The 13,818-nt window shown below is 68.8% G+C and carries 17 protein-coding genes and 1 pseudogene; 12 read left to right on the plus strand and 6 right to left on the minus strand.

Annotated features, from left to right (window positions below):
* Positions 1–41: 41 nt before the first annotated feature.
* The 4 genes from NY1_RS19330 to NY1_RS19345 are packed head-to-tail and all read right to left on the minus strand — an operon-like array spanning position 42 to position 3,782.
* Positions 42–827, minus strand: coding sequence for a DeoR/GlpR family DNA-binding transcription regulator (locus tag NY1_RS19330; RefSeq protein WP_067715032.1), 786 nt, complete (start codon positions 825–827; stop codon positions 42–44).
* Positions 824–1,648: a carbohydrate ABC transporter permease gene (locus tag NY1_RS19335; RefSeq protein ID WP_067715035.1), complete on the minus strand. Its 825-nt coding sequence runs from the start codon at positions 1,646–1,648 to the stop codon at positions 824–826. Before NY1_RS19335 ends, NY1_RS19330 begins: the two co-directional genes overlap by 4 nt.
* On the minus strand, positions 1,645–2,541 hold the full coding sequence (locus tag NY1_RS19340; protein ID WP_067715038.1) for a carbohydrate ABC transporter permease: 897 nt from the start codon (positions 2,539–2,541) through the stop codon (positions 1,645–1,647). The genes NY1_RS19335 and NY1_RS19340 overlap by 4 nt, the downstream gene beginning before the upstream one ends.
* Positions 2,538–3,782 carry an extracellular solute-binding protein gene (locus tag NY1_RS19345; protein ID WP_067715041.1) on the minus strand — a complete coding sequence of 415 codons (1,245 nt, stop codon included), beginning with the start codon at positions 3,780–3,782 and terminating at the stop codon, positions 2,538–2,540. Before NY1_RS19345 ends, NY1_RS19340 begins: the two co-directional genes overlap by 4 nt.
* 152 nt (positions 3,783–3,934) lie before the next feature.
* Here NY1_RS19345 and NY1_RS19350 point away from each other — a divergent pair, with 152 nt between their 5' ends.
* From NY1_RS19350 to NY1_RS43050, 8 genes are all read left to right on the plus strand, one after another.
* Positions 3,935–4,843 carry an SIS domain-containing protein gene (locus NY1_RS19350; protein WP_067715044.1) on the plus strand — a complete coding sequence of 303 codons (909 nt, stop codon included), beginning with the start codon at positions 3,935–3,937 and terminating at the stop codon, positions 4,841–4,843.
* Positions 4,844–4,867: 24 nt separating this feature from the next.
* Positions 4,868–5,794, plus strand: a complete 927-nt coding sequence (locus NY1_RS19355; protein WP_233434390.1) for an ROK family protein — start codon at positions 4,868–4,870, stop codon at positions 5,792–5,794.
* Positions 5,795–5,807: 13 nt separating this feature from the next.
* Positions 5,808–6,947, plus strand: a complete 1,140-nt coding sequence (locus NY1_RS19360; protein ID WP_067715050.1) for an N-acetylglucosamine-6-phosphate deacetylase — start codon at positions 5,808–5,810, stop codon at positions 6,945–6,947.
* Positions 6,948–7,053: 106 nt separating this feature from the next.
* Positions 7,054–8,013: a hexose kinase gene (locus tag NY1_RS19365; protein WP_267888426.1), complete on the plus strand. Its 960-nt coding sequence runs from the start codon at positions 7,054–7,056 to the stop codon at positions 8,011–8,013.
* A gap of 25 nt (positions 8,014–8,038) precedes the next feature.
* On the plus strand, positions 8,039–8,878 hold the full coding sequence (locus NY1_RS19370) for a class II fructose-bisphosphate aldolase (protein ID WP_067715053.1): 840 nt from the start codon (positions 8,039–8,041) through the stop codon (positions 8,876–8,878).
* A 40-nt stretch (positions 8,879–8,918) separates the two neighbouring features.
* Complete coding sequence (locus NY1_RS19375) at positions 8,919–9,302, plus strand: acyl-CoA thioesterase (RefSeq protein WP_218028392.1); 384 nt, start codon at positions 8,919–8,921, stop codon at positions 9,300–9,302.
* A complete protein-coding gene (locus NY1_RS19380; protein WP_084535117.1) occupies positions 9,302–9,706 on the plus strand; it encodes an acyl-CoA thioesterase in 405 nt (134 codons plus the stop codon). The genes NY1_RS19375 and NY1_RS19380 overlap by 1 nt, the downstream gene beginning before the upstream one ends.
* Positions 9,707–9,820: 114 nt before the next feature.
* The gene (locus NY1_RS43050) at positions 9,821–9,979 is read left to right on the plus strand and encodes a hypothetical protein (RefSeq protein WP_157762345.1); all 159 of its coding nucleotides are present in this window, start codon (positions 9,821–9,823) and stop codon (positions 9,977–9,979) included.
* A 19-nt stretch (positions 9,980–9,998) separates the two neighbouring features.
* Here the strand turns inward: NY1_RS43050 and NY1_RS19385 are convergent, their stop codons facing one another.
* Positions 9,999–10,337: a winged helix-turn-helix transcriptional regulator gene (locus NY1_RS19385; RefSeq protein ID WP_067715060.1), complete on the minus strand. Its 339-nt coding sequence runs from the start codon at positions 10,335–10,337 to the stop codon at positions 9,999–10,001.
* 70 nt (positions 10,338–10,407) lie between these two features.
* On the opposite strand from NY1_RS19385, the gene NY1_RS19390 reads away from it, so the two are divergent.
* The 3 genes from NY1_RS19390 to rplL all read left to right on the plus strand — a co-directional run bounded on the left by NY1_RS19390 (position 10,408) and on the right by rplL (position 11,872).
* Complete coding sequence (locus tag NY1_RS19390; protein WP_067715062.1) at positions 10,408–10,734, plus strand: YciI family protein; 327 nt, start codon at positions 10,408–10,410, stop codon at positions 10,732–10,734.
* A gap of 7 nt (positions 10,735–10,741) precedes the next feature.
* Positions 10,742–11,401 (plus strand): cysteine hydrolase family protein, encoded by a 660-nt coding sequence (locus tag NY1_RS19395; RefSeq protein ID WP_067715066.1) that lies wholly within the window; start codon positions 10,742–10,744, stop codon positions 11,399–11,401.
* An 87-nt stretch (positions 11,402–11,488) separates the two neighbouring features.
* The gene (gene rplL / locus NY1_RS19400) at positions 11,489–11,872 is read left to right on the plus strand and encodes a 50S ribosomal protein L7/L12 (RefSeq protein ID WP_067715070.1); all 384 of its coding nucleotides are present in this window, start codon (positions 11,489–11,491) and stop codon (positions 11,870–11,872) included.
* Position 11,873: 1 nt separating this feature from the next.
* Here rplL and NY1_RS19405 read toward each other — a convergent pair.
* A pseudogene (locus tag NY1_RS19405) lies at positions 11,874–12,848 on the minus strand (LLM class flavin-dependent oxidoreductase); the annotation flags it as partial.
* A gap of 131 nt (positions 12,849–12,979) precedes the next feature.
* On the opposite strand from NY1_RS19405, the gene NY1_RS19410 reads away from it, so the two are divergent.
* The gene (locus NY1_RS19410) at positions 12,980–13,804 is read left to right on the plus strand and encodes an alpha/beta fold hydrolase (RefSeq protein WP_067715073.1); all 825 of its coding nucleotides are present in this window, start codon (positions 12,980–12,982) and stop codon (positions 13,802–13,804) included.
* The last annotated feature ends 14 nt before the right edge of the window (positions 13,805–13,818 follow it).

The raw sequence follows: 13,818 nt of genomic DNA on the forward strand, positions 1-13,818 counted from the left end.
CTCGACGGTTCGCCTCCACGGTAGCCCGCCGGGTCGCCGGATCAGACCAGGTGCACCTCGACCCCGGCCTCGCGGATCGCGGCAATGGCGGCCGGGTCCGCCGCCTCGTCCATCACCAGGGTGTGAATGGCCTCGATCGGGCAGATCCGCGCCAGCGCGGTGCGGTCGAGCTTGTCGGCGGTCGCCACCGCGATCACCCGTTCGGCGCGCCGCACCATTTCCGCGTTCACGCCCGCCTCGTCGAGGTGCCGGCATTGCGCCCCGGCGGTCGCGGAGATCGCGCCGACCCCGAGAATCACGGTGTCCAAGCGTAATTCGGCCAGCGCCAGTTCGGCCAGCGGCCCGTGCAGTTCATAGGATTCCCGCCGCGCCATCCCGCCCAGGCAGATGGTGCGCAGATGCGGCCGCAACACCATCTCCCCCGCGATATTGAGCGCGTTGGTGACGATGGTCAGCTCGTCCGGCCCGGTCAGGTCGGGCCGCCCGGCCAGCGCCCGCGCCACCGCCGTCGTGGTGGTGCCGCCGTTGAGCCCGACCACTTCGGCCCGCCGCACCAGTCCCGCCGCGTGTTCCGCGACCCGCTGCTTGGCCTCGCCGCCGCCCCCGCGATACCGCGCGGGCAGGTCGTAGGCGACGGCGGTGGCCACGATCCCGCCGTGCGTCCGCGTCGCCAATTGCTGATCGGCCAGCGCGGTGAAGTCCCGGCGAATGGTGGCCGGGGAGACGGCGAGCCGTTCGGCGGCCTCCTCCACCGACAGCCGTCCCCCTTGGGCGAGCAGTTCCAGCAGGCGATTCCAGCGCTGGGACCGATCGGCGGGTGCGGTCATTTGACACTGCCGGCGGTGAGGCCGGCGACCAGGCGCTTCTCGATGAGCGCGAACAGAATGACAACGGGCACGATGCCGACCGTAGAGATGGCGAAGACATATTGCCAAGCCGTGTCGTACTGACCGATGAACTTGGTCAGCGCCACCGACAGCGGCTGGTTCTCCGGCGTGGTGAGGATGACCAGGCTGGCGGCGAATTCGTTCCAGCAGGACACGAAGGCGAACACGGTCGCGGTGACGATGCCGGGCCACACCAGCGGCAGGCTCACCCGGGTCAGGATCTGCCAGCGGTTGAGGCCGTCGAGCTGCGCGGCCTCCTCCACCTCCACCGGCACCCCGGCGAAGAAGCTGTGCAGGATCCAGACCGCGAAGGACAGATTGAATGCGGCGTTCACCAGGATCATGGCCACCCAGGTGTCGTTGATGCCGAGCGCGAAGAACTCGCGGATCAGGCCGGTGACCAGCACCACGGGTTGCAGCATCTGGGTGATCAGCACCAGGCCCAGGAACACGGCTTTGCCCGGAAACCGCCGCCGCGCCGTGTAATACGCGGCGGGAACGGCCACCGCCAGCACCAGCAGGGTGGCCGCGATCGAGATCACCAGGGTGCTGATCAGGTTGAACGGCAGCGGCGTTTCGGTTGCGCTCCACACGCTTCCGTAATTGCCCGGCCGCCATTCCTCGGGCAGATAGGTCGGCGGAATGCGCAGGATCTCCGCGCGCGGTTTCAGCGAACCGAGCACCATCACCAGGTACGGCAGCAGGAACACCGCCGCCAGCAGCGCCCCGATCGCGGTCAGTCCCCAGCGCCGCCGGGTCATCGCGCCTCCTCCCCCGCCGGGCGGATCAGCTTCACGTAGATCGCGATAATGGTCATGATCAGCACGAAGTTCAGCACGCTCATCGCCGCGGCGGTATCGACCTGCTGGTTCTGCCGGATCAGCTTGAATGTCAACGTGGTCGTGGTGTCCGCCGAGAAGCCCGCGATGCTGCCGGTGAGCACCTGCAGGATGGGCAGCGAATTGAAGGCGTTGATGATGTTGATGACCGTGGCCACCGCCATGGCCGGGCGTAGCTGCGGCAGGGTCAGATGCCGGTAGCGCTGCCAGGCTCCCGCGCCGTCCACCCGCCCGGCCTCGTCGATATCACCCGGAATCGATTGCAGCCCAGCCAGAATCGTGTAGGTGGTGAACGGAATCGAGACGAACACCGCCACCCCGATCGCCACCACGAACGCCGGACCGGGCTGCTTGGTGAAGCCGAAACCCTTGTCCAGCACGCCGATATCGACCAGGAAACGATTGGCGATGCCGACGTCCGGATCCAGCATGTAATAGAAGATGCTGGTGGTCATCACCACCGAGGCCGCCCACGGCACCAGGATGGCCAGCCGCACCGCCGTGCGGCCCGGGAAGTCCTTGTTCAGGAACTGCGCCAGCCCCGCCGACAGCACCAGCGTGATCATCACGACCGCGACCACCCAGACGACCGTGTGCGCGAGCACACCGCCCAGCTCTTCCAGATCGAAAAGCCTGCGGAAGTTGCCGAATCCGGCCGATCCGCGATCCTGGCCGTACGCGTTCAGGTCCCGGGTGGAGGTCCACGCCATGTACCCGGCGGGGAACGCCACCACCCCCGCGATGAGCACCAGCACCGGGCCGATCCACGGCAACGCCCGCAGCGTCGGCGCGAATCGGCCCCGGCCACTGCTCAATTCGCCGCCTGCTGGATCTTCGCCAGCACCGCGGCCGGATCACTGCCCTGCGCGATGGTGCCCATCTGCTGCTTGATCGCGCCCTGCGCGGCGCCCCACTTGGGGTTGTTGCTCGGGTAGAACTTGGCCACCGGCAGGGTCGCCGCGAACGCCTTGGTCACCGGATCGTCGGCGAGCGCCTTGGCCGCACTCTCGGTGATCGGGATGAAGTGCTCGCCGGACACGAATTTCGCGTACACCGCCGCGGAATAGAAGTAGCTGAGGAACTTCTTCACCGCCGCGGCCTTCGCGCCGTCCTTCTTGAACGCCATCAGGTGATCGGCCACGCCGAGGGTCACCGGATCGCCGGTCTTGGTGGGCGAGGGCGCGGTGGCGTACTTCAGGCCCGGGTTCTTGGCCGCGATCTGGCTGATGGTCGGTGGCAGGCCCTCGATCATGCCGATTTTGCCCTGATAGAAGGCATTCAGCACGTCGGCGCGATTGGTGGCGCCCGGATTGGCCTGCGTCACACCGGCTTCCGCGATGGCCTTCATGGCCTGCACGCCCTCCAGATTGGCCGGGCTGTCGACGGTGATCTTGCCGCCGTCGGACCAGTTGCCGCCCGCGCCGAAGGTCCAGATGGAGGTCTCGCCCTGGGCTTCCTCACTGCCGAGCGGCAGGCCGTAGCCGGACACCCCGCCGCCGAGCGCCTGGATCTTCTTGGCGTCGTCGGTCAGCTCGGACCAGGTCTTGGGCGGGCTCGCGATGCCGGCCTTGGCGAACAGTTCGGTGTTGTAGAACAGGGTGCGGGTGGAGGCGAAAAGCGGCAGCGCCCACTGGGTTCCGTCGATCGAGGCATTGCGCGCGAAACCCGGCTGGATATCGGCGATGACCGCGGCGTCCACGATCTCGGTGGCCGGGTAGAGCTGGCCGTCGGTGGCGAAAGTGGAGTAGGCGTCGATGTTCAGGATGTCGGGGGTGGTGGACTTCGACTGCAGCTTGGTCCGGACCACGTCGTTGATGGAATCCCAGGACTCCATCTGCAATTCGACGTGGATATCGGGATTGGCCTTCTGGAAGTCGGCGATGATCGCGTCCCACGCGCCCTTGGTGCCGTCGCTGTAGACCGGCGCCAGGAAAGTGAGGTGATTCGGGTCCGAGTCGTCCGTTTTGTTCCCCCCGAACCCGCAGGACGATACCGTCAGGACCAGGCCGGTGAGCAACGCCATCGAGGAAAGCGCGCCGCGCAGTGGACGTTTCACGATCGGGACCTTTCAAGTTCACACCCGACGTGACGAACCACGGATGCGGACCGAACCAGTCGAGTGGCCTGAATCTACTGCCGTTCTTGATCGAATGTGCTCGTTTGGACTGTAAAATTGACATGAACGATCACTGGGTTGATGCTGGGTGAGTGCCGAGCTCGATCGATCGGATTCCCGAAACCCATTTGGCCGCAGAGGTGGCCACCCAGCCCGACGATTGGGTGCGAGCCGCCGCGGTTGCCGCCGAGTATCGGGAGTTGCTGCCCGCCGCCGGGGAACGCGTGGCGGTGATCGGCTGCGGGACCTCATTGTTCATGGCGCGCGCCGTTTCCGCAGTGCGAGAAGCCGCCGGTCAAGGGCTCACCGATGCCTGGCCCGCCAGCGCGGTGCGGACCCGGGAGTACGACCGGTACCTGGTGATCTGCCGGTCCGGGACCACCACCGAGGTGATCGACGCCCTGCGCGCGCTGCCCGCCGGGGTGCCGCGCACCGTCATCTGCTCCAGTCCCGGTACCCCCGTGCTGGATTCGGCCGATCCGATCCTGATCGACTGGGCGGACGAGCGCTCGGTGGTGCAGACGCGGTTCGCGACGACGGCCCTCGCGGTGCTGCGCTGGCATCTCGGCGAAGACCTGAATCCGGTGATCGCACAGGCGCGCGCGGTACTCGGCGAAGATCCGGCTATCTCGCTCGCCGGGGTGCGCGGGGCCGCGCAGATCTCCTTCGTGGGTATGGGTTTCGCGGCGGCGCTGGCCGACGAAGCCGCCTTGAAACTGCGGGAATCCTGCCAGTCCTGGGCCGAGTCGTACCAGGCCGCCGAATACCGGCACGGACCGATCAGCATTGCCGCGCCGGGCCGGGCGGTGTGGGGGCTGGGTGCGCTGCCCGCCGGGCTCGCCGACGAGATCGTCCGCACCGGAGCGAATTTCGAGCATCGTGGCATCGACCCCATGGCCGAGCTGGTGCGGGTGCATCGGCTGTGCCTGCTGCGGTCGGCCGAACTCGGACTGGATCCCGATCATCCGCGCGGTCTGAGCCGTTCGGTTGTGCTGCAATGATTCCGGTCGGGTAAGGGGAACATGGTGAACGAAGTCGCTGCCGGGGATCTGGTGCTCGGCATCGATGTGGGCGGTACCACCATCAAGGGTGAGATCACCGATGGCGCGGGCGCGGTCGTCAGCACCGCCACCGTCGACACCCCGCGCGGTGTGGCCGCTTTCGACGCCATGGAGGATCTCGGGGCGCGGCTGCTCGGCGAACTGCCCGCCGCCCGCCGCGATCGCGTGGCCCGGGCCGCCGTCATCCTGCCCGGCATCGTGGATCCGGCGCGCTCGCTGGCGGTGTTCAGCAGCAATATCGGCTGGCGGGATGTGAAGGTGGGCGACCGTTTCGGCGAGCGCTGGGGCATACCGGTCCTCATCGACCACGATGTCACCGTGGCGGGCTGGGCCGAATGGCGTTACGGCGCGGGCCGCGGCAGCGACGACGTGTGCGTGCTCATCGTCGGCACGGGCATCAGCGGCATGCTCTCGGTGGGCGGCCGGCTGGTGCGCGGCGCGGCCGGGCAGGCGGGCGAGTTCGGCCACATTCCGGTCCGGCACCGTGACGGCCTGCCCTGTCCCTGCGGCAATATCGGCTGCGTCGAGACCGTCGCGTCCGGACCCAATATCGCCCGCGCGTACACCCGCCGCACCGGACGCGGAATCTCCGGAGCCGAAGCGGTTTTCGCGGCGCTGGGCAGCGACCGGGATGCCGGGGCGGTGGTGCACGATGCCATCGACGCCATAGCCGAGGCGTTGCTGGGCACCATCCACGCCACCTGCCCGGAACTGATCGTGCTGGGCGGCGGCCTGGCCGGGGCGGGGCCGGTCCTCACCGACACCTTGCACTCGCGGCTGTCCGCGCTGCTGCGCGTCGCGCCCGTGCCGCGAGTCGCCCTGGGCGAGTTCGGTATCCGCTCCGGACTGGTCGGCGCCGCGAAGCTGGCCCGCGCCGGTGCGCTCGCCTGAGGATCGGGTCCGTATGGAATTGCGCGGCCGACTGATCACCGCCGCCGGCGTCCGTGACGACGCGGTGATCACCGTGCGCGGCGAACGCATCACCGCCATTCACGAAGTCCCGCAACGCTCCGCCACGCCCCGCGAATCGCCCCCAGCGTTCCTCGGCACCATCGTGCCCGGCCTGGTGGACATTCACAATCACGGCGGCTTCGGCCATCGCTTCGACACCGTCGACCCCGCCGAAGCCGCCGCGGCCGCCGCCTTCCACCACCGCGCCGGCTCCACCTCCGTGCTGGCCAGCATCGTCACCGCCACGCCCGAGAACCTGATCGCCCAGGTGACCACCCTGCGCGGCCTGGTCGCCGACGGCACCCTGGCCGGTATCCATATCGAAGGCCCCTTCCTGTCCGAAACCCGGTGCGGCGCACACGACCCCGCTCTCCTCCGGCACCCCGACCCGCGCCTGATCGAACGCCTGCTGGAAGCGGCCGCAGGCACGCTGCGCGTCATGACCCTCGCCCCCGAACTCCCGGGCTTCGCCGCCGCCGCGAAACTGCTCACCGAGAACGGCGTGACCGTCGCCCTCGGCCACAGCGACGCCGCGTTCCCCGATTTCCGCGCCGCCCTCCCACCCGAAGGCCCCGCCACCCTGGTCACCCACCTGGCCAACGGCATGCGCCCCCTGCAACACCGCGACCCCGGCCCCATCGCCGCCGCCCTGGTAGCAGCCGCCGCCCACCAGGCCACCCTCGAACTCATCGGCGACGGCGTCCACCTCGACCCCGGCTTCGCCGCCCTCGCCTTCGCCACCGCCCCACGCCGCATCGCCCTGATCACCGACGCCATGCAAGCCGCCGGAATGCCCGACGGCACCTACCAACTCGGCCCGCAAACCGTCCACGTCACCGACGGCACCGCCCGAGTCCCCAACGGCTCCATCGCCGGCGGCACCGCCACCCTCCTGCAATGCCTCCACTGGGCCGTCCACCACTGCACGATCCCCCTCATCGACGCGATAGCCGCCGCCACCGCCACCCCCGCCGCCGCCACCGCCCTCCCCGAACTCGGCGACCTCCGCCCCGGCATGTACGCCGACGCCTTGATCCTCGACGACAACCTGCGACTACTCCGGGTACTCCGCCGCGGCCGGTGGCTGTCATGACCACCGACCGGTATTCGGCTCGAGGATGGGCGGCCGCACACCCACACGGTCGCGAGCCGGCGGCGGGTCGGGACCGTGGTGGGCCGAGTTCGGACCGGAGGTCGTCGTGATCCTCACCGTCACAATGAATCCCGCGTACGACGTCACCTATCGCGTCGAGCGGTTGGCGCGGGGGCGGGCGCAGCGGGTGTTGACCGTCGAGCAGCGGCTCGGGGGTAAGGGGATCAATGTGGCGCGGGTGCTGGCGCAGTTGGGGAAGCCGGTGCGCGCCACGGGATTCGCGGATCTGGAGTTCGGGGCGGCCGTGGCGGCGGAATTGGCGGCGGACTTCGTGCCGGCGCTGCCTTGGGTGCGGCGGACGCTGGTGGTCAGTGAGTCCGGGGACGGGACCGCTACCGGGTTGTGGGAGCCGGGGGCCCGGGTGAACGATCCGCGGGAGTCGGTGGACCGGTTGCTGGATCGGGTACGGGCGCTGCTGCCCGAGCTGCGCGGGCTGGTGGTGTCGGGCTCTTTGCCCGCGGGTGTGGCGGATTCGGTGCCCGCCGATCTGGCGCGGACCGCGCTCGCCGCGGGAGTGCCGGTCATCTGCGATGTGGACGGACCGGCGCTGCTGCTCGCCGCGGCCGTTCCCGGCGTCGTACTGATGCCGAACAGCGAGGAACTCGTCCGGCTGATCGGGCCCGCCGCCCCGGACGAGAGCGTATCAGCCTTGGCCGCCCGGCTGCGGCCGCTGGTGGACGGCGGCGTGAAAGCCGTGATCGCCACGCGCGGTGCGGCGGGGATGGTGGCGGTGACCACGTCCGGCGCGTGGGCCGCTTGGCTGGGAGAACCGTTGTCGGGCAATCCGACCGGCGCGGGTGATGCCGCCGCGGCTGCGGTGGCGGCGGGGCTGGCGGCCGGGGGCGCACCGGACTGGCCCGAGATCCTGCGGGATGCCATCGCCACTTCGGCCGCGGCCGTGGTGGTTCCGATCGCCGGGGCGATCGACACCTGTTTGCGGGCGCGATTGCTGCCCGCGGTGGTGGTCAGCGAACTGGGGGCGAGTGCGCGGGAGAGGCGTACGTGAGAACTGCTAGCTGCTGGAGACGCGGATGCCGTTGCTACCCATATTCGATCTGATCGTGGCGGCCCGGCCGGGCGGTCTGGGCGCGTTCAATGTGATCGCGCTGGAGCACGCCGAAGCGATCGCGGCGGCCGCCGAAGCCACGAAGAAGGCCGCGGTGCTGCAGATTTCGGAGAACACGGTGCGGTATCACGGGGGTCTGCGGCCGCTGGCACGCGCCTGCCTGGAGGTCGCGGGCGGCAGCGGGGCGGCGCTGGCGGTGCATCTCGATCACGCGACCTCCTTCGAATTGATCCGGGAGGCCGTCGGATTGGGGATGACCTCGGTCATGTTCGACGGGTCGGCCCTGGACTACGCGGAGAATCTGGCACAGACCGCGCGCATCGCCGAATGGTGCCACGAGCGCGGCGTGCACGTGGAGGCCGAGCTCGGCGAGGTCGGCGGCAAGGACGGGGCGCACGCGCCGGGGGTGCGGACCGATCCGGACGAGGCGGTGGCGTTCGTGGCGGCCACGGGCGTGGACGCGCTGGCGGTGGCGGTGGGGTCCTCGCACGCCATGCACCGCCGGGACGCCCGCCTGGACGACAAGCTGATCGCGCGGCTCGCCACCAAGTTGCCGGTGCCATTGGTACTGCACGGGTCGTCGGGGGTGCCGGATGCCGGGTTGCGGTCGGCGGTGCGGCACGGGATGGCGAAGGTGAACATCGCGACCCGGTTGAACGTGGCGCTGGCCGAGGCGGTGCGCGGCGTGCTGGACGGGGATGCGGAGCTCAGCGATCCGCGCAAGTATCTCGGCCCCGGCCGGGACGCCATTCAGGCCGAGGTCGAGCACTTCCTGCGTTTGCTCGCCCGGCCCGGCACGGGGTAGCCCCGCACGACCCCCAGCGCCCGCTTGGTATGAATGCCGGGTGGCTCGACACCTCTTCCTCTGCCCCCTGCGGTGGTCCGATATGGACGCCGACGGGCACGTGCACAATGCCGAACATCTGCGCTACCTGGAGGAAACCCGGATCGACCTGTTCCGGTCGCGCGAGTTCTCCGGTTCCAGCGTGGTAGCCCAGATGGACATCGACTACCTGGTCCCGCTGCGCTACCGCGCGCACCCGGTCCGGGTGGAGTCCTGGGTGACCCGGGTGGGCGGCTCCTCGTTCACCTTGGAACAGGAGATCCGCGACGACGACGTGGTGTATTCGAAGGCGGTGTGCGTCATGGTCGCCTTCGATCAGGCCACCCAGAAATCGCGTCCGATCCCGGATGCCGAGCGCCGCATGCTCGAGGAGCTGACCGCCTGATGCACACCTACCAGATCCAATTGCGGCGCACCGATATGGACGCGCTGCAGCACCTCAACAACGTGGTGTTCGCCCAGTACCTGGACGAGGCCCGCGCCGACCTGCTGGCCGCGCACGAATCCCCGGACGCCGCATGGCGTGTCGTGGTCGCCAAACAAAGCCTCAGCTACCGCACCCCGCTGGTGTTCCGCCGCGACCCGGTGACCGTGACGACGGTGGTGCAGCACATCGGCACCTCGTCTTTCACACTGGCGCACCAGATCCGCGACGCGGCCACCGTCTACCTCACCGCCACCTCGGTCCTGGTCGCCATCGCCGACGGCGCGTCCCGCCCGCTCACCCCCGCCGAACGCGACTATCTGACCGCGCTGTCGGCCGACGCCCTGAGCCCGTCCGCGACCTGACGCCATCGCTCGTAACAATCCGGTGAGGTGATGGACACGACCGGCTGATTCCATGAAAAAGGGGAACTCCACCGCTGCGAGGCTTTCAACGCGGAGAACCCCGAGGAGGACATCATGGACGAGCCGGTTTGCATGGATTGCTGGCGTCGCGACAACCTCACCTTCGCCCAACGCCTGGATCCCGCATTCGTCAAGCCCGGACCGGTGCATCGGTGCGCCATGCACCGGAAGCTGCGGGACGAGCACCTCGAGCGCGGCGACAAGGCCGCGTAATCGCCCACGCGAACGGGGGTTACGGTTCGTCGATCACGACTCCCGTTCGCGCACACCGCTTCTCGCCCCATTCGTAGAGGGCGGTCAGCACCGGGACCAGGCTCCAGCCTTCCTCGGTCAGGTCGTACTCCACCTGGGGCGGCACGGTCGGATACACGGTGCGGCGCACCAGGCCGTCGGCCTCCAGCTCCCGCAATTGCTGCACCAGCATCTTCTCACTGGTGCCCGGCATGAGCCGGCGCAGTTCGCCGTAGCGCCGCACGCCTTCCTTGAGATGCGCGAGGATGACCGGTTTCCATTTGCCGCCGATCAGGTCGACGGTCACCTCGACCGGGCAGTAGTAGCGCTTCGCGGGCATCCTCGCCTCCGGTACTTACCCAAAAGTGCGTTCTTGTAACACTGTAATCATCGCGCTTCCATGGGTTCTCATGAAGGTGATTACATTCGATCGATTCAAGCCCGGCGTCACCCTGGAGACCATCACCCCGTACCTGCCCGAGGAAGTCGCCAATGTGTGGCGGCTGTGGAAGGCCGGGATCGTGCGGGAGAACTACGCCCGCGCCGACGAACCCGGCGTGGTGATCGTGTTCGAGGTGGACAGCGTCGAGGAAGCCCGACGCTACATCGAGGATTTCCCGCTCACCAAGAAGGGTTTCCTGGAGTGGACCTACGTACCCGTCACCGCGCCATTGCCTTTGGAGGCGCTGATGGCCGCCGATGTGGACGTGTCCGAACCCTACGACCGGACCGCGTGAGGCCGCGATGCGGAGCGCATACGGCCTGAGCATTCCGCAGACCGTCGAGGACGCGTGCGATCCGGCACGGCTGGCGGTGATCATCTACGACATGCAGGTCGGCATCGTGAGCCAGATCCCCGACGGTGAGCGCATCGCCGCGGCCTGCGTGGAATTGCGGGATACGGCCCGGGCCAACGGTTTTCGCGTCTTCTACACCCGGCACATGTCGATTCCGCCCGCCGCCGCCGGCGTCGCGCAATTGCGCACCGCCATGGAGTGGCAGCACGTGGACGACCCAGCGGAACTCGGCACGGCCTTCCCACAGGGCTCGCCCCACTACCAGCTGATCCCCGAACTGACCCCCGGCCCGGACGAGGTGGTCTTCGACAAGATCACCATGTCGGCCTTCGCAGGCACCCCCCTCGATATCGCCCTGCGCGACTTGGGCATCGACAGCTTCGCCATCGCCGGCATCGCACTGGAAGTAGGCATAGAACCGACCGTCCGCCACGCCACCGACCTGGGCTACCTCCCGATCATGGTCACCGACGCCTGCGGCGCCGGCCACCCCGAAGCAGCCGAACGAGCCTACGCCACCCTCGATTTCGCCGGCGGCTCCCGCACCACCGACCTGTCCACCCTCACCACCCTGCTGAGCAAGGCCGGAAGCCAGACCGAAATGTGAACTATCAGCAAATATCTTCGGCGGCGGTGACCTGCGTTGACCTATCATGGGAGGCACCGCCCGGTCGGCGTTCGAGGGAAAAAGATTATGGCCAAGATGACCACCGAAGCGTTGCTCGACGTTTTCAAATCCATGACGCTGCTGGAGCTTTCGGAGTTTCTGAAGGCGTTCGAGCAGGAGTTCGGGGTGACCGCTGCCGCGCCCGTGGTGGCGCCCGGCGTCCAGGACGCCCCGGCGGTGGAGGCCCCGGACGAGCAGAGCGAATTCGATCTGGTGCTGGAGTCGTTCGGGGACAAGAAGATTCAGGTCATCAAGGCCATGCGCGAGATCATTCCCGGGCTGGGTTTGAAGGAGGCCAAGGATCTGGTCGAGGCCGCCCCCAAGGCGGTGCTGGAGAAGGTCGACAAGGATGTGGCCGAGGCCGCCCGGATCCAACTGGAAGCCGCCGGGGCGCGCGCCGCACTGCGCTGAGCAGCCGGCGGTGTGACTCCAGGCGGGCCGCGCGATCGTAAGTGCTGGTGTGGACGAGGATTTCGTCCGCACCGGTGCGCGCGACCAGGTCCTCCAGTTCCGGGATCACCGTCTCCTCGGTGCCGTGAATGTGCCCGCGCAGCGACTCGGAGAAGATCTTGCGCTGCCGTTCGGTCATGGGCTCGCGTTCGATCTGCTCGGGTGCGATCAGCGCCGGGAATTCCCCGCGCGTGCGCGAATACGCGGCCGACCACGCCTCCGGCAGCAACAGCCGGTGCGCGGCCTCGACACTGTCGGCGATGACGGTCGCCGCGGACACCATCACATAGGGTTCCGCGCGCTGTGAACTCGGCCGGAAGTCGTTGCGGTAGCGCGCGATAGCTTCCACCATGGGCTCCACCCCGGAGACCGCCGCGATCACCAGCGGCAGCCCGAACCGCGCCGCGCGATCCGCCCCGGACGCGGTGGCCAGCAGGTACGCCGGAATGTGCAGCCCTTCGGCGGGCCAGGCGTGCACCCCGTTCCGGCCCGCCTCGAGGTAGCCGAGCAATTCGGTCAGGCGCGCGTCGAAATCCTCGGCATCGTCCTTGCCGTGCCCGAGCGCCCGCCGCACCCCGTCGGTGAACCCGACCGACCGTCCCAGCCCCATATCGATGCGTCCCGGATACACCGACTCCAGCACCCCGAACTGCTCGGCCACCACCAGCGGCTGATGATTCGGCAGCATCACCCCGCCGGTCCCGATCCGAATCCGCGAGGTCGCCCCCGCCACCGCCGCGGCCAGCACCGTCGGCGCGGATCCCGCCACCCCGGGCACGCTGTGATGCTCCGACACCCAGAACCGGTGATACCCCCACTCCTCGGCCAGCCGCGCGAACTCGACCGTCTCCCGCAGCGCGTCCGGATAACTCTGCCCGGCCCGCACCCGGGACCGGTCGAGGATCGAGAAGCGCACGTCCTGAAGTGCCGAGTTCATATCCGGACCCAACGCGTGCGGCCGGAATCGATTCCCGTGCGAACGACCGATTAGTTTCCGGCGGGCCCGCCGTCAACACCTCCGACAGCGCCGCGACGGCCGCTCCGCAGCTCGAAACGAAAGGCTCCGATATGGAGAAGATCACCACCCCCGCCGGTATCGACATCGCCTACGACCGCTACGCCGGCGGCGACGCGGGCACGGTGATCCTGGTGGGCGGCGCGTTCAGCCACCGCGGCTTCGCCAAGATGGTGCAGCTGGCGCAGCGCCTGGCCGCCGACTACGGCCTCACCGTGATCAATTACGACCGGCGCGGGCGCGGCGACAGCGGCGATACCCCCGGCGTCTACGACGTGGAGAACGAGATCGACGATCTGGCCGCCCTGGTCGACGCGGCCGGCGGCGCAGCGGCCCTGTTCGGCTGGTCGTCCGGCGCGGGCCTGGCGCTGCGGGCCGCCGCGTCCGGCCGCATCCCCGGCCTCACCCGGGTGATCGCGTTCGAGCCGCCGTTCGTGGTGAACCACGACGATTTCGTCCCCGCCGCCGACCTCGCCGACACCCTGCATCCGATGATCGCGGCGGGTCGCGACAAGGAGGTCGTGAAGTTCTACATGATCAATGGCATGGGCATGCCGAAGTTCTTCACCGCGCTCATGCCACTGACGCCGATGTGGAAAGACCTGCGGCGCACCGCGAAAGCGACCGCGCACGACTGGGCGATCATGAACCCGTTCATGCGCGGCGAAGCCCTGCGCCCCGCGGACTGGTCCGGCGTCAAGGTGCCCGTGCTGGTGCTGTCGGGCGGCAAGAGCGGCAAGCTGCTGCGCACCGGCGCGGCCGCCATCACCGCCGTGCTGCCCGATGCCGAGCACGTGGAAATCGCCAAGCTCAGCCACAACCCGAATATCGACCTGCTGACCCCGCCCGCGGGTGAATTCCTCACCGCGGCCAACTGACCCTCACCTCGAAA

The sequence above is a fragment of the Nocardia yamanashiensis NBRC 100130 genome (genome assembly GCF_001613325.1).
GTDB classification, from domain to species: domain Bacteria; phylum Actinomycetota; class Actinomycetes; order Mycobacteriales; family Mycobacteriaceae; genus Nocardia; species Nocardia yamanashiensis.

Coding starts and splice junctions, on each gene's coding strand:
- NY1_RS19330 (WP_067715032.1), bottom strand. CDS start 827: ATGACCGCACCCGCCGATCGGTCCCAGCGCTGGAATCGCCTGCTGGAA.
- NY1_RS19335 (WP_067715035.1), bottom strand. CDS start 1,648: ATGACCCGGCGGCGCTGGGGACTGACCGCGATCGGGGCGCTGCTGGCG.
- NY1_RS19360 (WP_067715050.1), top strand. CDS start 5,808: ATGGAATTGCGCGGCCGACTGATCACCGCCGCCGGCGTCCGTGACGAC.
- NY1_RS19370 (WP_067715053.1), top strand. CDS start 8,039: ATGCCGTTGCTACCCATATTCGATCTGATCGTGGCGGCCCGGCCGGGC.
- NY1_RS19380 (WP_084535117.1), top strand. CDS start 9,302: ATGCACACCTACCAGATCCAATTGCGGCGCACCGATATGGACGCGCTG.
- NY1_RS43050 (WP_157762345.1), top strand. CDS start 9,821: ATGGACGAGCCGGTTTGCATGGATTGCTGGCGTCGCGACAACCTCACC.
- NY1_RS19385 (WP_067715060.1), bottom strand. CDS start 10,337: ATGCCCGCGAAGCGCTACTACTGCCCGGTCGAGGTGACCGTCGACCTG.
- NY1_RS19390 (WP_067715062.1), top strand. CDS start 10,408: ATGAAGGTGATTACATTCGATCGATTCAAGCCCGGCGTCACCCTGGAG.
- NY1_RS19395 (WP_067715066.1), top strand. CDS start 10,742: ATGCGGAGCGCATACGGCCTGAGCATTCCGCAGACCGTCGAGGACGCG.
- rplL (WP_067715070.1), top strand. CDS start 11,489: ATGGCCAAGATGACCACCGAAGCGTTGCTCGACGTTTTCAAATCCATG.
- NY1_RS19410 (WP_067715073.1), top strand. CDS start 12,980: ATGGAGAAGATCACCACCCCCGCCGGTATCGACATCGCCTACGACCGC.